A 22,152-nucleotide genomic window follows, 5' to 3' on the forward strand; every position below is an offset into this window, starting at 1 on the left:
GGTTCTGAGGTGCGAATGTCAGCGAGACAAGTAGACGGAATCCTGACCGACGTAGCGAGGTCCGACGAACGTGAGCAACTACGCGACGACGTCAGGCAATTGCCTCGCTTGCAGAATGCAGATCGTCTGCAGCCAGTACCAGCCGCCCAAAACCGCCGGCACAGAACCAATCGCTCGCGCTCCACGCCCGAAGTGCGGCTACGTTCCAGGGCTCAGACCCTTCAGTTAGCCACGAGCGTTCCAGGTCTACGAGAGACTTCCTCACTGCCACTGCACCACCGACGTCGAACCGTCTTGTCAGCGAGAGACGCAAACCGCCGAGAAATCGAGAGGCTTGTTTGGAGTAGAGCGGCCCAAGATCGTGGCGGCCAAAATGCGCGCACACCCGGGCAGCGAGAGTTGGGCTCCAACGAGCTGGAGGTGCAACCTCGTACGTCAGCGCACCACTCGTTTCGCTCAGAACGGCCACGAGCCAATCAAACCCGCCAAGGTCGTCGAAGTACGGATGGAGCGGTTGCTCATCGGCCGTGCTTGCAACGAACGCCTTCTTCTTCTTGTTACATTTACTACAAATCGGCACAAGGTTCAGCGGCACCACTGCCAAGTACTTAAACTTCGACTTAGGCAAATAGTGATCGAGCTCATCGACCTCGCGCCGAAGGCAATATGGGCAATCGAAGTCGTCGACCAACTCCCTCAACACCTCGTAGTACATACGAGCATTCTTAGTCTTGGGAACAAATCGATTGGAGTAGGTCCACTTGATAGCATCATGCTCTGCGGCACCAATGCTGCTGAGATCGCGCGGGGAGAGGTAAAGTTCTTCTGCATGGCCCCGTGCCTTGTAGGCAGCTTCTGCGATACCTAGTGCAGCAGCATTAGCGACGACAAGCAGCACCTCTGGCGACTCCTCCATAACCGCTACTACCGACTGCACCCCAAACAGTGGTGGGTTCAGGAACCTCATTCAGTGCGCCGCTCATCATACCAATTGAGCAGAATACTTCGAGCCTCAAAACCCAATTCTCCCCCGAAATAGTTCACGACTGCTTCGTAGGATTCATGTCTCTTCGCTGCGTCAATAATCATCTTATGGAACCCGGAATCGGAAACCTCCAATCCAAAGACACTACTGGTGAGAGTGCTCACGTTCTCTCCAAACGTCTCCAAGACCGGACGGCGCCCCTGCACATAATTGCCTGTGCGGCGTATCCTCCACGCGCACTTGCGGGGCACCTCCTGAAGAACTACGGGCGAGTGCGTTGCAACCACGGCAATTCCGCTCTTACTGCGCATCAAATCCGAAAGCGTCCGCGTGAATGCCGCAAGCAGAGGCGGGTGCAAATGACCCTCTGGTTCATCCATTAGAACTAGCGTCTGCTCGGTGACCGTTTCGACGAGTCGTGTCACAGTGAGGAGCACAATCTTATGACCCGAGCTTAATTTTTCGTAGACCGCCATGGCCGAATCGCGGAATTGTTTCTCCGTGGACAACTCACTATAGCTAACCGCGAGATCCCGGACCTCCGCAGCAGAGAATATCGGATCCGATTCTAGATTGACTAGCGCTCTCACCCAAGTTTCGTGCGACTTGGAACTGGCGACGAGCCAGGCACTATCTGCAAAGCTGACTGCCAAGTCCTTCGGGGTCTGCGTTACTATATCGCCGTTCTCGCCCCGGCGCTGAAGACCCAGATAGGCGTAAGGAATATCGTAACTTTCCCGATCATCTGCGACCGGCAATGAGGGATTATCGAATGCACTGAAACCTACGTAGACAAGGTTAGCTGCTTCAAGCGGGGGGCCTTCCTTCGGGACATGGCCATCATTATCCTCGGGCCTCGACGTTCCCAGAACGTATCGCCCAAGCGAGAGTAGCGTACTTGTCTTACCTGCGCCGTTTCGACCGATGAGGACATGGACGTTGGTTGGGGGCCCAGAGTCCCCGATCACCTCGAACTCGAGCTTCAGTGGTGGAGCAATTTGATTGACAGATTCGCGGACGAACGAGAAGTCGAACGACGCTTTTACGTCTCCGAGCTGGAGGAGCCGCGGGTACTGACGGCGAACCGCATAAGCCGTCACGCTTCTCATTAGCGACTTGACGATACGGGGATCTTGACGGACCTGTTCGAACTCATCCTGGTGGACGACCATGTCTCGCAGGCGCGACAGGATTTCAGTAGCCCGCTCCAGCCCAAACTGGTCGTGCAAATTGACATACAAGTCGGTATCTTGACCTACCGAGAACAAGTTTTTCGACAGCGATTCAAAGACTTCGGGAAGGGGCGTTTGCCAGGTCTCGGTGTTATCTGCAACGTAAGCGTGCTCACTGTCAAGAATTTTAAGCGAGCCAAGCCTAAACGGTAGATGCGAAGAATCGAAGTAATACAACGAATACAGTGTACGGAACCGCCACCAGTCATTCCATTCAGCCGGCTGCAACCAGAACGTGCCCTCATCAGGCGCCACTGGCAGCCCATCGCCGACATAAAATTTCAAGTAGCACTCCATATAGTTCTCGAACGCCTGTTATTCGTTACAGTGTGGCATCGAGGGCAGTCGCTTGTCGACCAGAATTTGGCCAGCGCCGTTTTGCCAAACGCTGTCTAGGCGGATCCTCGCACGGCGTGCGACAGCGTGCTGGTCGCTGCGACAGTTGCATTCAATGCCTCATAAACCTGATGCGGCCCAACTTGAACGTTGATCTGTAGGCGTTGAGCAATCTCAAGGAACCGCTGCCGAGACGAACGAGAGTGCTTCCCCAGGGGCCCCGCGCAACGAACGGATCATCACCGCGACTCTCAGCAGAGATGCCCTTTCGATCGAAAGTGCACGCTGGAGGCGTAGTTCGCCTCTCACAAACCAAGCGTCCATCGGGTCATTGGGTGGAGGCTAGTTTGCTGCGAGAGCTGGAGCGTCTTGCGGGGAGGTCTGGCGTGCGCACCACACCCCGTAGGGAGGTCGTGAGGATCCACGCGGAAGGCGTATGGAAACCGTGAGGACCGCCGTCGGAAGTCGCTGACGGGTGTTGGCTCTGAGCTGTCCCGAACGGGACGCAGCACCACGCACCCGCACCACGCACCCACTGGAGTCCTCTTGCTCGACCTCGTCTACGTGCTCGGCGTCATCGCCGTGTTCGCTCTGGTCGGCCTCGTCGCCCGGGGAGTGGAGAGACTGTGATCGTCTTCGAACTCCTCGCCGCCGTCCTGGCCGTCGCCGCCGTCGTGTACCTCGTGTACGCGCTCGTGAAACCCGAGAGGTTCTGATGCAGACCCTCTTCGCGATCCTGCAGGTCTCGACCCTCGTCCTGGTCCTCGTGCTCCTCTACCGTCCACTCGGTGAGTACCTCGCCCGGGTGTACACCTCCGGCAAGGACTTCTCCGTCGAGCGCGGCTTCTACCGCGTGATCGGCGTCGACGCCCGCTCCGAGCAGACCTGGCAGGCCTACCTCCGCGGGGTGCTCGCCTTCTCGCTCGTCGGCGTCCTCCTCATCTACGCCCTCCAGCGCGCCCAGGCCGTCCTGCCCTTCGCGCTCGGCCTCCCGGCCGTCCCCGAGGGCCTGTCGTTCAACACGGCCGTGTCCTTCGTCACGAACACCAACTGGCAGTCGTACTCCCCCGAAGTCACGATGGGCTACACCGTGCAGCTCACGGGCCTCGCGGTGCAGAACTTCGTCTCCGCCGCCGTCGGCATCGCCGTCGCGATCGCCCTCGTCCGCGGGTTCGCGAGTCGCCGCAGCGGCACCATCGGCAACTTCTGGGTCGACCTCACCCGTGGCACCCTCCGCGTGCTGCTGCCGCTCTCCGTCGTCATGGCGGTCGTGCTGATCGCGGGCGGGACCATCCAGAACCTCAACGGCTTCACCGACGTCACGACCATCACGGGCGCGACGCAGACCATCCCCGGCGGACCGGTCGCCTCCCAGGAGGCCATCAAGCTCCTCGGCACGAACGGCGGCGGGTTCTTCAACGCGAACTCCGCGCACCCCTTCGAGAACCCGACCGCGTGGACGAGCCTCGTCCAGAACATCCTCATGCTCGCGATCCCGTTCTCCCTGCCGCGCACCTTCGGCCGCATGGTGGGCGACCACAAGCAGGGCTACACGATCCTCGCGGTCATGGGCGTCATCTTCCTCGCCTCGTTCTCGATCCTCACGGCGCTCGAAGCCCGCGGCCTCGGAGCGGCACCGATGGCCGCCGGCGGCGCGATGGAGGGCAAGGAGCAGCGTTTCGGCGTCTTCGCCTCGACGCTGTTCGGCTCGACCTCGACGCTCACCTCGACGGGTGCCGTCAACTCGATGCACGACTCCTACACGGCCCTCGGCGGCATGATGCCGATGATCAACATGATGCTCGGCGAGATCGCCCCCGGCGGCGTCGGCTCAGGCCTGTACGGCATGCTCGTGCTCGCCGTCATCGCCGTGTTCATCGGTGGGCTGCTCGTCGGCCGGACCCCGGAGTACCTCGGCAAGAAGATCGGCCCACGGGAGATCAAGCTCGCGAGCCTGTACATCCTCGTGACGCCGACCCTCGTGCTCGCCGGCACCGCACTGAGCTTCGCGATCCCCGGCGTCCGTTCGGATGTGGAGACGACGTCGATCTGGAACCCGGGCCTCCACGGCCTGTCCGAGGTCCTCTACGCCTTCACCTCCGCGTCGAACAACAACGGTTCCGCGTTCGCCGGTCTCACGGCGAACACCCCGTGGTTCAACACGGCGCTCGGCGTCGCGATGCTCCTCGGCCGCTTCGTCCCGATCGTGCTCGTCCTCGCGCTCGCCGGTTCGCTGGCCGCGCAGGACAGGGTGCCGTCGACCGCCGGAACGCTCCCGACCAACCGGCCGCAGTTCGTCGGCCTCCTCACCGGTGTCGCCGTGATCATCACCGCACTCACGTACTTCCCCGTACTCGCGCTGGGTCCCCTGGCGGAAGGGCTGTCATGAGCCACGTCCACGACGCACACGCCGTGATCATCACCGCACCCACCTCCTTCCCCGTACTCGCGCCAGGCCCCCTGGCGGAAGGGCTGTCATAACCATGTCCACCACGCACACGCTTCCCGCCCCGGCGGAACCCGAGCAGGAGCAGGACCACCACCACGAGCCCGCGAAGGCCGCCTTCGGTCCGGCACAGCTGCTCGCCGCGACCCCGGGCGCCTTCCGCAAACTCGACCCGCGGCTCATGGTGAAGAACCCGGTCATGTTCATCGTCGAGGTCGGCGCGGCACTGACGACCGTCCTCGCGATCGCCGAACCGTTCCTCGGTGGGGCGCAGGAATCCGGCGGCTCGGCCGTGCCGGCGTCGTTCACCTGGGGCATCGCGATCTGGCTGTGGCTCACGGTCGTCTTCGCGAACCTCGCGGAGTCCGTGGCCGAGGGTCGCGGCAAGGCGCAGGCCGACAGCCTCCGCAAGACGCGCACCTCGACCATGGCGAACCAGGTCACGGCCTACGACGCCTCGGCTGATCCGTCCGCGGAGCACGCCGCCATCGGCCAGGTCTCCTCGGCGGACCTCACCCTCGGCGACGTCGTCGTGGTGACCGCCGGCGAGCTCGTCCCGGGCGACGGCGACATCGTCTGGGGCATCGCCTCGGTCGACGAATCGGCGATCACGGGCGAGTCGGCCCCGGTCGTCCGCGAGTCCGGCGGCGACCGCAGTGCCGTCACGGGCGGAACCCGCGTGCTGTCCGACCGCATCGTCGTCCGCATCACCTCGAAGCCCGGCGAGACCTTCGTCGACCGCATGATCGGCCTCGTCGAGGGCGCGGCGCGGCAGAAGACGCCGAACGAGATCGCGCTCAACATCCTGCTCGCGAGCCTGTCGATCGTGTTCGTGGTCGTCGCGCTCACGCTCAACCCGATCGCCTCCTATGCGGCGGCTCCCGTCAGCGTCCCGGTCCTCATCGCCCTGCTCGTCTGCCTCATCCCGACGACCATCGGCGCCCTGCTCTCGGCCATCGGCATCGCCGGTATGGACCGACTCGTGCAGCGCAACGTGCTCGCGATGTCCGGCCGTGCGGTCGAGGCCGCCGGCGACGTCACGACCCTGCTGCTCGACAAGACCGGCACCATCACCTACGGCAACCGGCAGGCGGTCGAGTTCATCGCCCTCCGCGGCGTCACGCCGGAGGAGCTCGCGCAGGCCGCCGCCCGGTCCTCGCTCAGCGACCCGACGCCCGAGGGCAAGTCGATCGTCGACCTTGCGGCCGAGCGCGGCATCCACCTGGACGGGTCCGGGGCTGGCGAGATCGTCCCGTTCACCGCGCAGACCCGCATGAGCGGCCTCGACCAACCGGACGGCGTGCAGATCCGCAAGGGTGCCGGCTCAGCCGTACTGGCCTGGGTGGAGTCGTTCGGATCCCTCGCCGAGGCGACCCGCGCCGAGCTCCAGGAGCACGTCGAGGCGGTGTCCGCCGGCGGCGGCACCCCGCTCGTCGTCGCACAGACCGACACCACCGGCACCGCGCGGGTGCTCGGCGTCGTCCGCCTGAAGGACGTCGTGAAGGCCGGCATCGCGGAGCGGTTCGCCGAACTGCGCGCCATGGGCATCCGCACGGTCATGATCACGGGTGACAACCCCCTCACCGCCAAGGCGATCGCCGCCGAGGCCGGAATCGACGACTTCCTGGCCGAGGCGACGCCCGAGCAGAAGCTCGAGCTGATCCGCAAGGAACAGGAGGGCGGCAACCTCGTCGCGATGACCGGTGACGGCACGAACGACGCTCCGGCGCTCGCGCAGGCCGACGTCGGTGTCGCGATGAACACGGGCACCTCCGCTGCGAAGGAGGCCGGCAACATGGTCGACCTCGACTCCGACCCGACGAAGCTCATCGACATCGTCCGGATCGGCAAGCAGCTGCTCATCACCCGAGGCGCTCTCACGACGTTCTCGATCGCGAACGACGTCGCCAAGTACTTCGCCATCATCCCCGCCATGTTCGCCGGAGTGTTCCCGGGGCTCGCACTGCTCAACATCATGCAGCTGCACTCCCCCGCGTCGGCGATCCTCTCGGCGATCATCTTCAACGCGATCATCATCGTGATCCTGATCCCGCTGGCCCTCCGCGGCGTGAAGTACCGACCGCTCAGCGCCTCGAAGGTCCTCAGCCGGAACCTCTTGATCTACGGGCTCGGTGGCGTGATCGCGCCGTTCATCGGCATCAAGCTCATCGACCTCGTCGTCACCCTGATCCCCGGCTTCTAGCCCCACCCAGCACACGAAAGCAGACAGATCATCATGAGTGCCTCCCGCAGCGGCATCGCCCAGTACTGGGTCGCCATCAGGGCCATGCTCGCCCTCACCGTCGTCCTCGGCGTCGGCTACCCCCTCATCGTCACCGGCATCGGGCAGGCGACGATGTCCTGGCAGGCGAACGGATCCGCCGTCACCGAGGGTGGCGAGACGGTCGGCTCGGCGCTCATCGGGCAGTCGTTCACCGACCCCGACGGCAAGCCGCTGCCGCAATGGTTCCAGTCGCGTCCGTCGGCGGCCGGCGACGGCTACGACGGTGGCGCGTCGAGCGGCAGCAACCTCGGGCCGGAGAACACCGACCTCGTCGCATCGATCGAGGAGCGCCGCGCGGCCATCGCCGCCTTCGAGGACGTCGATCCGTCGAGCATCCCCGCCGACGCGCTGACGGCCTCCGCGTCCGGCCTCGACCCGCACATCAGCCCGGCCTACGCACTGCTGCAGGTGCCCCGCGTCGCCGCCGAGCGCGGCCTCGACGAGGGTGAGGTCCGTGCCCTCGTCGAGCGCCTGACGCAGGGCCCCGACCTCGGCTACCTTGGGGAGTCCACGGTCAACGTCCTGCAGCTCAACCTCGCCGTGGCCCGACTGAACGGATAACCCATGCAGCGCGGACGACTCCGGGTGCTCCTCGGCGCGGCCCCCGGCGTCGGCAAGACGTACGCGATGCTCGAGGAGGGTCACCGTCTCGCCGCGGAGGGCGTCGACGTGGTCGTCGCGGTCGTCGAGACCCACGGCCGGGCCGCGACCGCCGCCCTGACGGAGGGGCTCGAGACCTTGCCGCGTCGGGGCGTCGAGCACCGGGGCGTGACGCTCGACGAGATGGACCTCGAGGCCGTCCTCGCGCGCCGCCCCGGACTCGCGCTCGTCGACGAACTGGCCCACACGAACGCCCCCGGCTCCACGAACGACAAGCGCTGGCAGGACGTCGAGGCCCTGCTCGCCGCCGGTGTCTCCGTGCTCTCGACGGTGAACATCCAGCACATCGAGTCGCTCAACGACGTCGTCCGGCAGATCACCGGGGTGCCGCAGCGGGAGACGATCCCCGACGCCGTGCTCCGGGCGGCCGACCAGATCGAACTCATCGACCTCGCTCCACAGGCCCTCCGCGACCGCCTCGCCGGCGGCCGGGTCTACCCGGCCGAGCGGATCGACGCCGCCCTGTCCAACTACTTCCGTCTCGGCAACCTCACGGCACTGCGCGAGCTGGCGCTGCTGTGGCTGGCCGACGAGGTCGATTCCGCCCTCCGCGACTACCGCGCCGAACACGGCATCGACAGCACCTGGGAGGCGCGTGAGCGGGTCGTCGTGGCCCTCACCGGCGGACCGGAGGGCGAGACCCTGCTCCGGCGCGGCGCCCGGATCGCAGCCCGCTCCTCCGGTGGTGAGCTCATCGCGGTGCATGTGACGACGCAGGACGGCCTCCGCACCGCGAACCCCGGCGCACTCGCGCAGCAGCGAGCGCTCGTCGACACCCTCGGCGGCACCTTCCACCAGGTCGTCGGCGACGACGTGCCTCGTGCGCTCGTGGACTTCGCGAAGGCGGCGAACGCGACGCAGCTCGTCATCGGCGTCAGCCGGCGCAGTCGCCTGTCCGCCGCCGTGACGGGGCCCGGCATCGGCAACACGGTCATCCGCGAGTCGGGCAACATCGACGTCCACATCGTCAACCACGAGGCGGCGGGCGGCCGGTTCCGGCTGCCGAAGCTCGGCGGCGCTCTGAGCGCACGGCGCCACATCGCGGGCTTCGCGCTCGCGCTCATCGGCGGGCCGCTCGTCACCTGGCTCCTCCACCTCGCCCGCACCGAGGAGTCGATCACGAGCGAGGTGCTGTCCTACCAGCTGCTCGTCGTGCTCGTCGCGCTCGTCGGCGGGTTCTGGCCGGCGGTGTTCGCGGCCGTCCTGTCCGGGGTCACGCTCGACTTCGTCTTCGTCCAACCGCTCTACACCGTGACCATCGACGACCCGGCGCACCTCGTGGCGCTCGTGCTCTACGTCGTCATCGCGGTGATCGTGAGCGGGGTCGTCGACCTCTCGGCCCGGCGGGCTCGCACGGCCAGGCGCGCGGCCGCGGAGTCCGAGCTGCTCGCGACGGTCGCGGGCAGCGTGCTCCGCGGCGAGGGTGCCCTGCAGGCACTCGTCAGCCGGACCCGTGAGTCCTTCTCGCTCGCCGGGGTGCGCCTCGTCGCGGGTGAGCAGGTCCTCGCGGTCGACGGCGAACCGACCCGCGGAGGCGACTTCACGAGCGTCCCGATCGGCACCCGCGCGGTGCTCGAACTGCACGGTGGGGTGCTCGCCGCCTCCGACCGCCGCCTACTCGCCGTCATCGCGGCGCAGCTCGACGCCTCGCTCGAGCACACCGATCTGCGCGCCACCGCCCAGGAGGTCGGCCCGCTGGCCGCGACCGACCGGGTGCGGAGCGCGCTGCTCTCGGCGGTCAGTCACGACCTCCGGCGCCCCCTCGCCGCCGCGACCGCCGCCGTCACCGGACTGCGCGCGACCGACGTCGAACTCACCACGGCGGACCGCCGCGACCTCCTCGAAACCGCGGACGACAGCCTGCGCACGCTCGCGGCCCTCGTCACCAACCTGCTCGACGTCAGTCGCCTCCAGGCCGGTGTCCTCGCCGTGACCGTCGCACCGATCGACGTCGAGGACGCGATCCTGCCGGCCTTCGACGAGCTCGGCATCGGCCCGCACGACGCCGAGCTCGATCTCGCACCCGAGCTGCCACCCGTCCTCGCGGACGCCGGCCTCCTCCAGCGGGTCATCGTGAACCTCCTGACGAACGCGCAGCGTTTCAGTCCCGACGACACCCCCGTCCGGATCGCGACGAGCGGGTTCCGCGACGCCGTCGAGATCCGCATCGTGGATCACGGCCCGGGTATCGCACCCGACCGGCGGGAGGACGTGTTCGTCCCGTTCCAGCGGCTCGGCGACACCGACAACCTCACCGGTCTCGGCCTGGGACTCGCGCTGTCGAAGGGCTTCGTCGAGGGGATGGGTGGCACACTCGAACCGGAGGACACGCCGGGTGGGGGTCTCACCATGGTGGTGTCGCTGCCGGCGGCACGTGACCAGGAGGGGAGCGCTCGATGAAGATCCTCATCGCCGACGACGACCCGCAGATCCTCCGGGCCCTGCGCATCACGCTCACCGCCCGCGGCTACGAGATCATCACGGCCGAGGACGGCACCGCTGCGCTCAACGCGGCGACGACGCACCGCCCCGACCTGTACCTGCTCGACCTCGGCATGCCCGGGCTCGACGGGCGGCAGGTGATCGAGGGCCTCCGCGGCTGGACCGACGCGCCGATCCTCGTGGTGTCCGGTCGTGCCGGCTCGACGGACAAGGTCGAGGCGCTCGACGCCGGAGCCGACGACTATGTGACGAAGCCGTTCGCGATCGACGAACTGCTCGCCAGGGTCCGCGCGCTCACCCGACGGGTCCCCGGTGCCGAGGCGGAACCCACCGTGCGGTTCGGCGACATCGTGGTCGACCTCGCCGCGAAGCAGGTCACCAGGCAGACTCCTGGCGCGTCCCCGGTCACCGTCCGCCTGACGCCTACGGAGTGGCAGGTGCTCGAGCTGCTCATCCGGAACGCCGGCAAGCTCGTGACCCGACAGATGCTGCTCACGGAGATCTGGGGTCCGACGCACGTGACCGACACCGGCTACCTGCGCCTCTACATCGCGCAGCTGCGGAAGAAGCTCGAGCCGGAGCCGGCCACCCCCCGCCATCTGCTCACCGAGGCCGGTATGGGGTACCGCTTCCAACTCTGAGCGAGGGCACGCGTCGCGACGGGCAGGGTAACAGGTTGCAGCGCCTGTGGCCATGCCCCCGGAATCGCAGCTTGCACGCGTACCGTCGCAGTCGCGTCCGGGTTTTCCGGACGAGACCCGTGCAGGTACCGCAGCACCAGAGAGGATGGCGCCCATGACGCAGATCATCGAAACCATCGACGTGGACGTTCCCGTCTCCGTCGCCTACAACCAGTGGACCCGCTTCGAGGACTTCCCGAAGTTCCTCGACGAGGTCGAGTCGATCACGCAGGTCACCGACACCCTCACCGAGTGGACGGTGAGCGTCGCCGGCCAGACCCGCACCTTCGAAGCGGAGATCACCGAGCAGCACCCGGACGAACGCGTCGCCTGGAACAGCACGGGCGGCGAGGCGGACCACGCCGGCGTCGTCACCTTCCACCGCCTGGAGGACTCCAAGACGCGCGTCACCGTGCAGCTGGACTGGGAGCCCAAGGGCCTCCTCGAGCACCTCGGTTCCGCCGTCGGTGTGGCCGGACATGCGGTGAAGAAGGACCTCGGCAACTTCAAGCAGCTCGTCGAGACCGAAGGTCAGACCGGTCAGGGATGGCGTGGCGATGTCGAATAACGGACCCGAGTCGGACGCGCAGCGCGCACACGACGACGACATCGAGCAGGCCGTGACGAAGCCCGAGGAGGTCGATCCCGAGACGGGGACCGACGCCGAAGGCGATCCCGTCGAGAACCCCTCGGGCTGATCCTCTGATACCTGCCAGCCAGCACTCCCACCGCCTCTAGGCTCGGAGCATGAGTGCTCGCGCCGGTCAGGCGAACCCCCGCCCCGCGCTGTCCGCCCCTCTTCGGCGGCGGCGCGGGGCGATCTTCGTCTTCATGCTCACCGTCGGGGTGGGCCTGTCGTCGTTCATCGTCCGCACGCCCGCGGTCCGCGACCTCGTGCACGCGAGCACCGCCGAGATGGGACTCATCCTCTTCGGGATCTCCGTCGGGTCGATGACGGGCATCCTGTCCTCTGCGGCCCTCGTCCGTCGGTTCGGTGCGCGTCGCCCGATCGTCATCGGCGGGGCCGCGTTCGTCATCGGGCTCGCACTGCTCGCCCTCATGGCGGGTGCCGGGCAGGGCGTCGGCGTCTTCATCGGTCTGATCGGCATCGGCCTGGGCTTCGGCCTCGCCGAGATCGCGATCAACATCGAGGGGGCGATGATCGAGCAGCTGTCGGGGCGGTCCATCCTGCCCGTGCTCCACGGCTGCTACAGCCTCGGCTCCGTCATCGGCTCGGTGGCCGGCATCGCGCTCACGGCGATCGCCTTCCCGGTGACGATCCATCTGCTGATCGTCGCGGCCGTCGCGCTGGCGGCGCTGCTCTGGGCGATCCCGAAGATCCCGGCCGAGACCGGACGACAGGCGGACACGGGTGTCGGCTCCCCCGGGATCCGCGCGCAGCTCGCGGTCTGGCGGCAGCAGCGCGTGATCTTCCTCGGACTCATCGTGCTCGCCCTCGCGCTGGCGGAGGGCGCCGCCGGCGACTGGTTGCCGCTGATCATGGTCGACGGACACGGAACCACGGCGGCCGTCGGTTCGATCGTCTTCGCCGGGTTCGCGCTCGCCATGACGATCGGTCGTTTCGCCGGTGAACCGCTCCTCGCCCGCTTCGGCAAGGCCAACGTGCTGCGGGTGAGCGCTCTCGTATCGGCGGTCGGGATCGCGCTCGTCGTCTTCTCCGACAGTGTGCTCGTCGCGGGGCTCGCGGTCCTGCTGTGGGGGCTCGGTGCGGCGCTCGGCTTCCCGGTGACCCTCTCGGCGGCGGGTGAGAGCGACGATCCGACGACGACCGTCGGGGCGGTTGCCTCGGCCGGCTATGTCGCGTTCCTCGTCGGGCCGCCGCTGCTCGGGTTCCTCGGGGAGCACTTCGGTCTGCGCGGCGCGATGATCGTCGTGCTCGCCGTCGTCGTCCTGGCGTCGTTCCTGACGTCCGCGGCGAAGCCCCAGGCCCGGCAGCGGACGGCCTCGCCGACCGGTCCCTGAGCCGAACCCCGGTCCCTGAGCCGCGTCAACCGGTCCCTGAGCAACACCGCCCCGCTCAGCGCGGGTGGCGCTTGGAGCGCCGGATGTACCCGGGCAACAGCACGCGGCCGGAGACACCCGAGCGGCGCGCGAGGATCTCGCCGAAGGTGACGCCCGCGGCGAGCGCGAGGCCGGTGAGCCCCGCCTGCAGGAGCTGCTCGAAGCCCTCCGAACCCTGCTCACCGTTCACGAGGGCGAGCATGCCGCGGTAGATCGCGAGCCCGGGCAGCAGTGGGACGATCCCGCAGATCGTCAGGATGATCGCCGGGATCCGCAGCCGCGGGCCGAGCGCCTCCGCAGCGAACCCGATCACGAGTGCGGCGAGCGCACTGGCCGCCGCCGGGGCGACGCCGCTGCCGGAGACGAACACGAACACCGAGAACGCGATGGCACCGGTCACGCCCGCGAAGAACGCCGCGCGGAGGGCCGCGTACGAGGCCATCGCCCAGGCTGCCGAGGCGACGGCCGCTCCGACGATCTGCACGGCGACCGGCCAGGGGCTCACGGGGAGGTCGAAGAGGACGAGCGAGATGCCGAGTCGTCGGGCGAGGTCGAGCACCCCACCGATACCGACGACGATCCCGATGGTGAGGAGCATCACCTCGACGAGGCGTCCGCTTGCGGTGACCGGGAACCCGTTGATCGCGTCGTCGGCCGCCCCGACGAGTGAAGCGCCGGCGAGGAGGACGACGATGCCGGACGCCACGATGAGGGCTGGGGGCAGCGCGGAGAGGTCCGCCGGGACGTAGGGGCTGAGGATGGAGATGAGGACGGCGACCGTCGTGGCGATGGCCGCTCCGGTGAGTTGGAGGAAGAAGACGGGCAGCTTCCAGACGTTCAGGGCCCGGAACGCGCTGTCGATGAGTGCCGTGGTGGCTGCGGCGAGCAGCATCGAGACCACGCCGCCGCCGAGGAGGACGGCGACGGCCGCGGCCATGGTCGACAGCAGCACGGTGATGAAGCCGCGACGGTAGGTGCGACGGGCGGTGAGGATGCGGTCGAGGTCGCGATGGGCGGTGCCGAGGCGGGCGTGCAGTTCGTCGAGCACCTCCGCCTCCTCGTCGCGGGCGACGTCGGTGACGGTCATGATCGGCTCGGAGCGACGGGTGATCCCTTCGGCGACCACGACGACCTTCGCGAGCCGGTCGAAGTCGGCTGCGGGCGAACGCACGACGCGCAGCACCGTGACCCCAGGTGACCGCTCGGACCCGTCGTGCGCGATGAGGATGGAGGTGAAGGTGAGGTCGACCTGGCATTCGAGGTCGAACGCGCGGCAGACCCGACGGATGGCGTCGGTGACCTCGGCCGCTGCGGCCCCGAGCGCGAGCATCGACTCACCGATCCGGCCGGCCAATTCGAGCACCTCGCGCACGGGCCGTTCGGCGTTGAGGCGGACGACCGCCTGCTCGTCGACACCCTCCGGCGCCGCTCCTCGGACTCCCCCGGCCAGCTGACTCAGCAGCGAACGCATACCCACCCGCTCATCGTACGAGCCACCGGTGACCGCGGTCTCGCCCTGGCGTTCCGCGGTCGCCTGTGCGAGGCCGCGGACTCGTCCTCACGGCCGGGTCGCTCGTGACCATCTCGAATGTCAGTGGTCCATGGTGGACTGGGGTCATGACCGAGACCGCCATGATCCACGGCCCCGAGGCGCGTGAGCGCGAGGGGCACCCGGAGCATCCGAGCGATGCCTTCGCTGCTCGGATGGCGTCGTTCACCGACCGCTTCGTCGATCTCTCCAGGCGCCGCGCGGCACTCGACGCCGAGGAGGCGCAGCTGCTGGCCGAGGCCTTCTCCTCCGCCGACGCCACCGCGTCTGCGCTCGTCTCCACGAGCACCACCTCGACCGACGCCCGCGATCTCGCGAGGCGGTCGATGTGCGCGTCGCTCGCGATCGCCACGAGGATGTCCGAGCCGACGCTCCAGGCGCGGGTCGGCGACGCCGAGGCGCTCGTCCACCACGCACCCGCCGTGCTCGAGGCCCTCGCGCACGGTTCCATCAGCGGCGGTCACGCCCGCGCGATCACCGACCAGCTGCGCGACGTCCCGGTGGAGGGTCGCGCGGTGTTCCTGGAGCAGGTGCTGCCCGTCGCTCTCCGATCGACGACAGCACGCCTCCGGCAGCGCGCCAGGGTCGTTCGGGAACGGCTGCATCCCGAATCGATCACCGCCCGACGCACGCGCTCGATCACCGACCGCCGCGTCGAGCTCGAGGCTGCGGCCGACGGCATGGCCTGGCTGCACCTGTTCACCACGGCCCCGTTGGCGCACGCGATCAGGAACCGCCTCGACGCCGTCGCGGTCCCGGCGCGGATCGCCGGCGACACCCGCACGCTCGCACAGCTGCGCGCCGACACCCTCGCGTCGCTCGCCGTCGCCGGCACGGTGAGCGACGACACAGGTCCCATCCCGGTCGACCCGGAGACGACCGGGACGTTCACGTGGCTCCCCGGTTCCGCACCGCTCGACGACGCCGCCAGGATCGCGGAGGAGGCGGTCGCCGCCGGGGCCGACCCCCTGCTCGCCGAGCCCGTCGGCATCGAGGCCCGCATCCGGGCCACCGTCCAGATGACCGTCCCGGCGCTGTCCACCCTCGGCGTCACCGACGAACCCGGCGTGCTCGACGGCTACGGCCCGATCGACCCCGACACCGCCGCCCGACTCGCGGTCACCGCGCCCTCGATGACCCGCATCCTCACCCAACCGGAAACGGGAGCCGTCGTGTCCGTCGGACGCGAGCAGTACCGGGTCCCGGCCGACCTGGCGCGTGCCGTCCGCCTGCGAGACACCACGTGTCGGGCTCCGGGCTGCGGACGAGCCGCCAGGAACTGCGACCTCGACCACTCGATCGCCTGGCAGGACGGCGGCACGACAGCGGTCGACAACCTGGCCTGTCTCTGCCGACATCATCACCGACTGAAACACCTGCCGGGCTGGAACCTCGAGCACCACCCCGGCGGCATCCTCACCTGGACCACACCCGACGGCCGACGACACGAGACGAGACCCGAGCTCGCCGAGACCGGGTGAGTGCGAGCGCGCCGGACGATCCTCGCGCCCACGGTTACCATGGATACCCGTGACCAACCGCCGACTCCCGCTCCTCGCGCAGCTTCGCCGGCGCATGCCACTCGTCCGACTCGGGACGGATCCCGCCGAGTCGGGGACGTCGCTCCGCCGATCGCTCGGCGTCTGGCAGCTCACGATGATCAGCGTCGGCGCGACGCTCGGCACCGGGATCTTCGTCGTCCTCGGCACCGCCGTCCCGCTCGCCGGACCCGCCGTCTGGATCGCGTTCGCGGTCGCCGGGCTCGCGGCACTCCTGTCGGCCCTGTCCTACGCCGAGATGGCCGGTTCGGTGCCGGTCTCCGGATCCAGCTACTCCTACGCCTACGCGACCATGGGTGAGGGCGTCGCCTGGGTGTGCGGTTGGTGCCTCGTGCTCGAGTACGGGGTCTCCGTCGCCGCGGTCGCCGTCGGTGCCGGGCAGTACGTGAACGAGGCGCTCGCGGTCTTCGGCCTGGGACTGCCGCCGGCACTCGCGAACCCGATCGGCGTCGCCGACGGACTGATCAACCTGCCGGCCGCGGCCCTCGTCCTGCTCGCGATGCTCCTGCTCGTCCGCGGCGCGAAGGACAGTGCCTGGGCGAACACGATCATGGTGTTCGTGAAGCTCGCCGTGCTGCTCGTCTTCGTCGTCATCGCGTTCTCGGCGTTCTCGCTCGGCAACTTCGAACCGCTCGCACCCATGGGGGTCGCCGGTGTCGCGGCAGCCTCCAGCCGGCTGTTCTTCTCCTACATCGGGTTCGATGCGGCATCGACCGCCGGCGATGAGGCGACGAACCCGCGTCGCGACCTGCCGCGCGCGATCATCCTGTCGATGGTGATCGTCACCGCCGTCTACATCCTCGTCGCCATCGCCGCGATCGGCGCCCGGCCGTGGACCGCCTTCGCGGACGACGAGTCGGCGTTCGTCGGCATCCTCACCGAGATCACCGGACAGCCGATCGTCGCGCTCTTCTTCTCCATCGGCGCGGTCATCGCGATCGCGAGCGTGGTGCTCACCGTCTACTACGGGCAGACGCGCATCCTGTACCGGATGGCGCAGGACGGCATGGTGCCACGGGTGTTCTCGCGCGTCGGTCGCCGCAGCGGGACGCCCGTCGCCGGGACCGTCATCGTCGGAGCGGTCGTCGCGGTGGTCGCCGCCCTCATCCCCCTCGGCGAGCTCGCCGACGCCACGAGCATCGGCACGCTGTTCGCGTTCGCCCTCGTGAACCTCTCCGTCATTCTGCTGCGTCGCCTGCGCCCCGACCTCGACCGCAGCTACTCCGTCCCGCTGTTCCCGGTGGTCCCCGCGCTCGGCATCGTCATGTGCCTCGGGCTGATGGTGTCGCTCGGCGGGACGACCTGGATCGTGTTCCTCATCTGGATGCTCGTCGGCGCGGCGCTCTACCTCGGGTACGGACGCCGGCACTCGACGGTCGGCGCCCTCAGCGACGAGGAGTACGCCGAGGCGATCGCGGCGGAGGACACGTCGCAGAGGTGATGTCCGGGGCCTAGATGACGCCCTGTTACGCGAGGGGCCGATTGCCAGGCGACGTCCGGGACTCGTGATGCAGGATCGTGCGTATGACCCGACAGATCCGATTCAACGCCTTCGACATGAACTGCGTCGCCCACCAGGCATCGGGGATGTGGCGTCATCCCGACGACCGCTCGAGCACCTACAAGGACCTCTCCTACTGGACGGACCTGGCGCAGCTGCTCGAGCGCGGCAACTTCGACGGCATCTTCATCGCCGACGTCCTCGGCACCTACGACGTCTACGGCGACAGCAACGAGGCCGCGATCCGCAACGGCGCGCAGGTGCCGGTGAACGACCCGATCCTGCTCGTGTCGGCGATGGCCGCGGTCACGAAGCACCTCGGCTTCGGCGTCACCGCCGGCACCGCGTACGAGCACCCGTACCCATTCGCGCGGCGCATGTCGACGCTCGACCACCTGACCAAGGGGCGGGTCGGCTGGAACGTCGTCACCGGATACCTGCCGAGTGCGGCGCGCAACATGGGGCACGACGACCAGCTCGAACACGACGAGCGGTACGACGTCGCCGACGAGTACCTCGAGGTCCTCTACAAGCTGTGGGAGGGCTCGTGGGAGGACGACGCCGTCGTGCGCGACCGCGAGACGGGCGTGTTCACCGACCCCACGAAGGTCCACGAGATCGGGCACTTCGGCAAGCACTACACGGTGCCCGGCATCCACCTGTCCGAGCCGTCCACGCAGCGGACGCCGGTCATCTACCAGGCCGGTGCGTCGCCGCGCGGCATCCAGTTCGCCGCGGGCAACGCGGAGGCGATCTTCGTCGGTGCGTCGACGAAGGCGGGCTTGAAGGCGACGGTCGGCCGCATCCGCGACGCCCTGGAGGCCGCCGGTCGCGACCGGTACTCGGCGAAGATCTACACGCTGCTCACGATCATCACCGACGAGACGAGCGAGAAGGCTCAGGCGAAGCACGAGGACTACCTGCAGTACGCGTCGCAGGAGGGTGCGCTCGTGTTCATGTCGGGCTGGATGGGCATCGACCTGTCGCAGTACGACCCGGAGGAGCCGATCGGCAACGTGAAGAGCAACGCCATCCAGTCGGCGGTCGCCAACTACCAGGCGGCCAACGAGGAGGGTGGCGAGTTCAAGGTGAAGGACATCGCGCGCATGGGGGCGATCGGAGGGCTCGGTCCGCGGATCGTCGGCAGTGCGTCGGAGATCGCCGACACCCTGCAGGAATGGGTGGAGGAGACCGACGTCGACGGCTTCAACCTCGCCTACGCGATCACGCCCGGCACCTTCGAGGACATCGTCGAGTTCGTCATCCCCGAGCTGCGTCGTCGTGGCGCCTACCCCGAGGAGTACGTCGAGGGCAGCCTCCGCCACAAGCTCCACGGCCGTGGTGACCGTCTCCCCGAGGAGCACACCGGCGCCCGCTACCGCTACACGAGCTGACTCCCCCGGCCTCTGCGCCTCAACCACCCCGGCCCCTGAGCCCCACCTCGGTCCCTGAGCCTGTCGGAGGGCCCACGAGCACACCCCGCCCGTCGACGAGCTCGGGACCGAGCATCACCCGATCAGCGCGCGTCGAGCCACTCCCGCACTGCCGCTTCGAACGCCTCCGGCGCGACGTTCCACTCCAACCCGTGCGGTGCCGCGTCGACCTCGACGAGCTCGAACGAGGGTGAACGCCGAGCGACGGCCCGCGTGAGCTCCACGGGAATCGTCGTGTCGCCGGGCGAGTGGATCGCGAGCGTCGGCAGGCCGTCGACCGGCCCGGCGGAAAGCGCGCGGACCGGAACCGCACCGCGCACCCCGGCGGATCGCCCCAGCACCGGCGCCGAGAGCACGGCGAGCGCCGAGTGCACGAGTATCCGCGGCACGCCGGCGACCTCGGCCGCGTGAAGCACCGTCTCGCTGAGGCCGAGCATCGGCGAGATGAGGATCGCGCCCTGCACCACCTCTGGTCGCTCGCGTGCCGCCGCGAGGCTCAGGGCAGCACCGTAGGACCACCCGCAGACGATGACCCGACGGGCACCGAGCGCCACGGCGTCGTCGATGGCCGCGACGACGCGGTCGACGTCCGTGGCGTCAGCCCCGGAGCGACGCTCGGCGAACGCGGACCCGAGGCAGGTGACGAGCGACGGCAGACCCGCCCGGCGCACGGCCTGCACGGAGCGGAGCGTCGCGAGCGGCGAGGCCCCGAGCCCGTGGGTGTGCACGACCCAGGTGTCGTCGTGAGCGTCGCCGTCGACGACCGCCTCGAATCGCCACGCACCTGACGGCGTCCTCGGCACGCGCGCCTCGTCCACCCCGAGGTCCGCGGGTGTCACAGCCGCCCCGGTGAACCGCGCACGGGTCGCCCCGGCTGGAACCCGACCGGTGATCACTGCTCGCATCACCGACCCGTCCGTCGTCTCGCGACCGATCACCGGGCCCACGATCAGCCGCGACCCGTCCTCGAACTCGAGCCCGTATCGTCCCGGCAGCGCGGTGGCGGCGTTCCGTTCGAGCCGCACGGTCATGGGCGACGAGGTCGGCAACACCTCGCTGTAGTGCACTCGTCCGGCCCCGATGACGCGTCGGGCGACCATCGCGCTCGCGACCCCGAACCCCGCGACCGCAACGGTGGCGAGGCCGACCACGACGACACCTGCACTGCGCTTCACGTCACACCCTCGATCCCGTCCCGCTCGGGGAACGGTGCACCAGCCTAGCTGCGGCCACCCCGGAGCCCCCTGGGCACCCGGACCCGACCCCGACGACCTCACCAGTCCTGGCCCCTGAGCCGGACCCCGGTCCCTGAGCCGAACTTCGGTCCCTGAGCTTGTCGAAGGGCACACAACCACACCCCACCCTTCGACAAACTCAGGGACCAGCAGAACCCAACCTGATCCGCTCCGCGACTCGGTCCCGACCCCCGACCACCCCCGGTCCCTGAGCCTGTCGAAGGCCACACGAGGACACCCCGCCCTTCGACAAGCTCAGGGACCGAACGGGGGCCGCACACTCGAACCGAACGGCGGCCGCGTGGAGGGACCGAACGGCGGTCCGCCGCTTCATGTACGATTACTCAGGACGCTCCGGCGCCACGCGGATGTAGTTCAATGGTAGAACTTCAGCTTCCCAAGCTGATAGCGCGGGTTCGATTCCCGTCATCCGCTCCAATTCCCGTGCGGGAGTTCGACGTAGACCCCTGCTCGGTGATGCGACTGACGGCGACGCCTCCCCCGACGCGCTCAGCTGTGTGTCGTGTTCGCCCGCATCTCTTCAACGGTCATCTCCGGCGCACCGCCGGCGGCCGCCTCCGGGTCCATCCAGACGAAGTCCCAGTGGTGGCCGTCGAGGTCGTCGAAGCTCTTCGAGTACATGAAGCCATGGTCTTGTTCGCCGGCAGGCGTCGCCCCGCTCGCGATGGCCCGCTCGAACATCGAATCGACGTCGGCTCTGCTCTCAGCGCTGAGCGCGAGCTGCACCTCGGTGGAGGTGGTGGCGTCGATGATCGACTTGCTCGTGAACTCCGCGAAGAACTCCCGCGTGAGCAACATCGCCGTGATCGTGTCGCTGATGACCACGCTGATGGCGTTCTCGTCGCTGAACCCCTCATTGATCGAGTAGCCGAGTGCCTCGAAGAACACCCGTGACCGTGGCAGGTCGCTGACGGGAAGATTGACGAAGATCATGGTGGACATCGGGGCCGTCTCTCTCAAGGGTGCCGGCGGTCCGTTACCGTCGATCGTTGTTGAATGATGGCGAGGATGGTCGACATCGTCAAGCGTGATAGGGCGCGAAGCGGCTCGAGCAGCGCACGCCTGTGGTCACGACGACACGTCCGCGCACGGATTCACGCCTCCATGTGGCGGACAGCAGCCACCGACAGCGTCGGCCGACGGTCGTTCCCGGGATGATGACCCGGTCGCATCGAGCTGAATCCGATCACCGGCGGGAGTGTCGACAGTTCGGCCAACGGCACCTCTGCTCCCGCCGACGCGTGTCCGACTGACAACACTGCTCCACGCCCCGCTGACGGCGATCCCGACATCCGGCCGTGGTGGCCCGGAGCGGGCGGGCCACCGCGCCGCTCAGCGAGGCACCGGTCGCAGCTGGTCCTCGGTCACGGGGAAGGACACCTCGTAGTACAGCTGCGTGGCGGTCATGTCGCCCCAATCGTCCTTCTTCACGCGGACCCCGGCGGTCGAGACCTCTGCGATCCGAACCCGCAACCAGGAGCCGTCCTCCAGACGAAGCTCGTGCGGGTCGGCGAGATAGCTCATGCCGATCTCGTCGAGCGCCTCCTCGGCATGGAACCAATCCAGCGCCTCGGTTCGCTGACGCCCCAGGAGATCGATGACGACGAACCCCTCACCGACAGGCTTCATCCACCCCAGCCGCTCTCGGTCCTCCGAGCGCCGATGTTCGATCCAGTCCGGTTCCATGCAGCGAGCGTAACGGCCACCGAAGAACAACGCCTGATGGGTGACCGACCGAACGCCAGCCCGTCAACAGCACGAGGGAGC

The 22,152-nt window shown here is 68.2% G+C and carries 18 protein-coding genes and 1 tRNA gene; 13 read left to right on the forward strand and 6 right to left on the reverse strand.

The genetic code is table 11. The features are described 5' to 3' along the window. Positions 1 to 91: 91 nt before the first annotated feature. Positions 92 to 967 carry an HNH endonuclease gene (locus tag A4X17_RS19190; RefSeq protein WP_157583383.1) on the reverse strand — a complete coding sequence of 292 codons (876 nt, stop codon included), beginning with the start codon at positions 965 to 967 and terminating at the stop codon, positions 92 to 94. Continuing rightward, on the reverse strand, positions 964 to 2,502 hold the full coding sequence (locus tag A4X17_RS18885; protein WP_197479035.1) for an AAA family ATPase: 1,539 nt from the start codon (positions 2,500 to 2,502) through the stop codon (positions 964 to 966). Before A4X17_RS18885 ends, A4X17_RS19190 begins: the two co-directional genes overlap by 4 nt. 677 nt (positions 2,503 to 3,179) lie before the next feature. Between A4X17_RS18885 and kdpF the strand changes: the two genes are divergently transcribed. From kdpF to A4X17_RS07395, 9 genes are all read left to right on the forward strand, one after another. Continuing rightward, a complete protein-coding gene (kdpF, locus tag A4X17_RS07360; protein ID WP_056009336.1) occupies positions 3,180 to 3,269 on the forward strand; it encodes a K(+)-transporting ATPase subunit F in 90 nt (29 codons plus the stop codon). After that, positions 3,269 to 4,942: a potassium-transporting ATPase subunit KdpA gene (gene kdpA, locus A4X17_RS07365; RefSeq protein ID WP_064295027.1), complete on the forward strand. Its 1,674-nt coding sequence runs from the start codon at positions 3,269 to 3,271 to the stop codon at positions 4,940 to 4,942. Before kdpF ends, kdpA begins: the two co-directional genes overlap by 1 nt. A gap of 94 nt (positions 4,943 to 5,036) precedes the next feature. Then, positions 5,037 to 7,202 (forward strand): potassium-transporting ATPase subunit KdpB, encoded by a 2,166-nt coding sequence (kdpB, locus tag A4X17_RS07370; protein ID WP_064295028.1) that lies wholly within the window; start codon positions 5,037 to 5,039, stop codon positions 7,200 to 7,202. A 33-nt stretch (positions 7,203 to 7,235) separates the two neighbouring features. After that, the gene (gene kdpC, locus A4X17_RS07375) at positions 7,236 to 7,844 is read left to right on the forward strand and encodes a potassium-transporting ATPase subunit KdpC (RefSeq protein WP_064295029.1); all 609 of its coding nucleotides are present in this window, start codon (positions 7,236 to 7,238) and stop codon (positions 7,842 to 7,844) included. A gap of 3 nt (positions 7,845 to 7,847) precedes the next feature. Then, positions 7,848 to 10,343 (forward strand): DUF4118 domain-containing protein, encoded by a 2,496-nt coding sequence (locus tag A4X17_RS07380; RefSeq protein ID WP_064295030.1) that lies wholly within the window; start codon positions 7,848 to 7,850, stop codon positions 10,341 to 10,343. Continuing rightward, the gene (locus tag A4X17_RS07385) at positions 10,340 to 11,026 is read left to right on the forward strand and encodes a response regulator (protein WP_064295031.1); all 687 of its coding nucleotides are present in this window, start codon (positions 10,340 to 10,342) and stop codon (positions 11,024 to 11,026) included. The genes A4X17_RS07380 and A4X17_RS07385 overlap by 4 nt, the downstream gene beginning before the upstream one ends. A gap of 154 nt (positions 11,027 to 11,180) precedes the next feature. Then, on the forward strand, positions 11,181 to 11,633 hold the full coding sequence (locus A4X17_RS07390; protein WP_064295032.1) for an SRPBCC family protein: 453 nt from the start codon (positions 11,181 to 11,183) through the stop codon (positions 11,631 to 11,633). Continuing rightward, positions 11,623 to 11,763 (forward strand): hypothetical protein, encoded by a 141-nt coding sequence (locus A4X17_RS19195; RefSeq protein WP_153303361.1) that lies wholly within the window; start codon positions 11,623 to 11,625, stop codon positions 11,761 to 11,763. The genes A4X17_RS07390 and A4X17_RS19195 overlap by 11 nt, the downstream gene beginning before the upstream one ends. A 49-nt stretch (positions 11,764 to 11,812) precedes the next feature. Continuing rightward, positions 11,813 to 13,048: an MFS transporter gene (locus A4X17_RS07395; protein WP_064295033.1), complete on the forward strand. Its 1,236-nt coding sequence runs from the start codon at positions 11,813 to 11,815 to the stop codon at positions 13,046 to 13,048. Positions 13,049 to 13,103: 55 nt separating this feature from the next. On the opposite strand, the gene A4X17_RS07400 is transcribed toward A4X17_RS07395, so the two are convergent. Beyond that, positions 13,104 to 14,558: a threonine/serine exporter ThrE family protein gene (locus A4X17_RS07400; protein WP_082915996.1), complete on the reverse strand. Its 1,455-nt coding sequence runs from the start codon at positions 14,556 to 14,558 to the stop codon at positions 13,104 to 13,106. Between the two features lie 146 nt (positions 14,559 to 14,704). Here A4X17_RS07400 and A4X17_RS19640 point away from each other — a divergent pair, with 146 nt between their 5' ends. The 3 genes from A4X17_RS19640 to A4X17_RS07415 all read left to right on the forward strand — a co-directional run bounded on the left by A4X17_RS19640 (position 14,705) and on the right by A4X17_RS07415 (position 19,090). Then, complete coding sequence (locus A4X17_RS19640) at positions 14,705 to 16,117, forward strand: HNH endonuclease signature motif containing protein (protein WP_064295034.1); 1,413 nt, start codon at positions 14,705 to 14,707, stop codon at positions 16,115 to 16,117. Positions 16,118 to 16,211: 94 nt separating this feature from the next. After that, on the forward strand, positions 16,212 to 17,636 hold the full coding sequence (locus tag A4X17_RS07410; RefSeq protein ID WP_079003811.1) for an APC family permease: 1,425 nt from the start codon (positions 16,212 to 16,214) through the stop codon (positions 17,634 to 17,636). 83 nt (positions 17,637 to 17,719) lie between these two features. Beyond that, positions 17,720 to 19,090: an LLM class flavin-dependent oxidoreductase gene (locus A4X17_RS07415; protein ID WP_064295036.1), complete on the forward strand. Its 1,371-nt coding sequence runs from the start codon at positions 17,720 to 17,722 to the stop codon at positions 19,088 to 19,090. 122 nt (positions 19,091 to 19,212) lie between these two features. Here A4X17_RS07415 and A4X17_RS07420 read toward each other — a convergent pair whose 3' ends face one another. After that, complete coding sequence (locus A4X17_RS07420) at positions 19,213 to 20,304, reverse strand: alpha/beta fold hydrolase (protein WP_064295037.1); 1,092 nt, start codon at positions 20,302 to 20,304, stop codon at positions 19,213 to 19,215. A gap of 424 nt (positions 20,305 to 20,728) precedes the next feature. Here A4X17_RS07420 and A4X17_RS07425 point away from each other — a divergent pair. Beyond that, positions 20,729 to 20,802: transfer RNA gene (locus tag A4X17_RS07425), tRNA-Gly, on the forward strand. 72 nt (positions 20,803 to 20,874) lie between these two features. Here A4X17_RS07425 and A4X17_RS07430 read toward each other — a convergent pair. Together A4X17_RS07430 and A4X17_RS07435 are read right to left on the reverse strand one after the other, a co-directional pair. Continuing rightward, positions 20,875 to 21,327 (reverse strand): VOC family protein, encoded by a 453-nt coding sequence (locus A4X17_RS07430; protein ID WP_064295038.1) that lies wholly within the window; start codon positions 21,325 to 21,327, stop codon positions 20,875 to 20,877. 390 nt (positions 21,328 to 21,717) lie between these two features. Next, on the reverse strand, positions 21,718 to 22,071 hold the full coding sequence (locus A4X17_RS07435; protein ID WP_064295039.1) for a hypothetical protein: 354 nt from the start codon (positions 22,069 to 22,071) through the stop codon (positions 21,718 to 21,720). Positions 22,072 to 22,152 lie beyond the last annotated feature (81 nt).

Source organism: Plantibacter sp. H53 (assembly GCF_001650455.1).
Taxonomy (GTDB): Bacteria; Actinomycetota; Actinomycetes; order Actinomycetales; family Microbacteriaceae; genus Plantibacter; species Plantibacter flavus_A.